The sequence below is a fragment of the Variovorax glucosi genome (assembly GCF_051216695.1).
GTDB lineage: Bacteria > Pseudomonadota > Gammaproteobacteria > Burkholderiales > Burkholderiaceae_C > Variovorax.
The window spans coordinates 1-1,638 of the sequence record NZ_JBPJZE010000050.1; the positions used below are offsets into that span (position 1 = coordinate 1).

General features: G+C 68.7%; 2 protein-coding genes. One reads left to right on the forward strand and one right to left on the reverse strand.

The annotated features are described in order from the left end of the window. Nucleotides 1–952, reverse strand: a 952-nt coding sequence (locus ACSFA3_RS22725) for an acyclic terpene utilization AtuA family protein (protein ID WP_435507731.1), incomplete at its 3' end; no start/stop codon positions are given. Between the two features lie 258 nt (nucleotides 953–1,210). Here ACSFA3_RS22725 and ACSFA3_RS22730 point away from each other — a divergent pair. Next, entirely contained in the window at nucleotides 1,211–1,528 is a 318-nt protein-coding gene (locus ACSFA3_RS22730) for a winged helix-turn-helix transcriptional regulator (protein ID WP_093057898.1), read from the forward strand. Nucleotides 1,529–1,638 lie beyond the last annotated feature (110 nt).

Here is a 1,638-nt window from a genome sequence, read left to right on the forward strand (position 1 = left end):
GTCCGTCGAGGCGCTTGCGCAGCACATCCGCCGCGAGCCGTGCACGAGCCTCGGCGCGCGGCCCCGCATAGGAGATTTCGCCCTCAGCCAGCCAGCCACCTTCATGGCAGACGTTGACCTTGTAGCGGCCCGGCCGCGCATGACCGCGCACGCCAGAGAGCGCGACGCGATCAGCGCCGGGCAGCGCGTGCACTTCAGCATCGGCAATGTCCGCGATCACGTCGGGTGTCAGGTAGGCCGCCGGGTCGTGCACTTCGTAGAGCAGTTGCTCCTTAACCGTGGCTTCGCTCACAAGGCCACCGGTACCGTCAGCCTTGCCAATGGTGCAGCGGCCGTCGGCGTCTATCTCCGCGATGGGGAAGCCCACCACCTCCAGCCCCGGCACGTTCTTGTAGCCGGGGTCGGCGAAGTAGCCGCCGCACACCTGCGCACCGCATTCGAGCAGATGGCCCGCCATGGTCGCGCGGCCCAGCCGGTCCCAGTCGTCGGCGCGCCAGCCGAAGTGCGACATGGCCGGCCCGACCGTCAGCGATGGGTCTGCCACGCGGCCGCACACCACGATCTGCGCGCCCGCATCGAGCGCCGCGGCAATCGGCTCGGCACCGATGTAGGCATTGGCGCTGACCATGCGCAGGCCTTCCATCTGCGCGCCGAGCGCTTCGTTCAGCAACGCGCGGTGTTCGGGCCCCGACAGGTCGTCGCCCTCCACCACCGCGATGCGCGGCGCGCTCGCACCCAGTTCGCGCGCCATGCGGGCGATGTGCCGGGCGGCGGCGCGCGGGTTGGCGGCGCCGAAGTTGCTCACGATGCGGATGCCGTGCGCCAGGCAGCGCGCGAGCACGGGCCGCAGCATGTCGTCGAGCAGTGGCTCGTAGCCCGCTTCGGGGTTGTCGCGGCGGCGCAGCTGCGCCAGTGCGAGCGTGCGCTCGGCCAGCGCGGGGTTCACGGCCATCACGCGGAACAGCGCGAGGACTTCGGGCGCCTGCGGCGGCGTCATGCGCGTGAGCAGTTCGCCGATAGCGTCGGGATAGGGGGCTTCGAGCGGGGGGATCCGCGGGGCGCGGTTCGGGGCGGTGTCGGCCATGGGTGGTTCCTTCGATGAAGTGGATAGAATCGCTACGGAAAGCGTAGCGGTCAGGTGCAGTCTATCGCTACGAAATGCGTAGCGCAAGGACGTACACTCGCGCATCGATCATCTGAAGGGCTTCGCATGGAAGACGCACAACCCACGGCATCGCGACGACCCATCATGCGGCTGCTGGAGCAGCTCGGCCGCAAGGGCACGCTGCGCATCCTGTGGGAGCTGCGCGACGGGCTGCCGCAGAGCTTCAGGGCGCTGCGCGTCAGCACGGACGACATGTCGCCCTCGGTGCTGAACGACCGGCTCAAGGAGCTGCGTGCAGTCGGAGTGGTCGAGCTCGCCGACGCGGGCTACGTGCTCACGGAGTCGGGCAGCGAACTCGTCAAGCGCCTCACGCCGTTGAACCAGTGGGCCAACCGCTGGCTCGACGATGCGGCTTCGAACTAACATCGGCCGAATTTCTTCACCGATTCCAGCTCTTCGATGTCCGTCACTTCGCTCCTGCTGCAGCTCATCGTCATCCTGGCCACCGCGCGCTTCTGCGGATGGGTGCTCCG

Bases quoted from the DNA above. Each gene is read 5' to 3' on its own strand.
- ACSFA3_RS22730 (WP_093057898.1), top strand. From the start codon at position 1,211: ATGGAAGACGCACAACCCACGGCATCGCGACGACCCATCATGCGGCTG.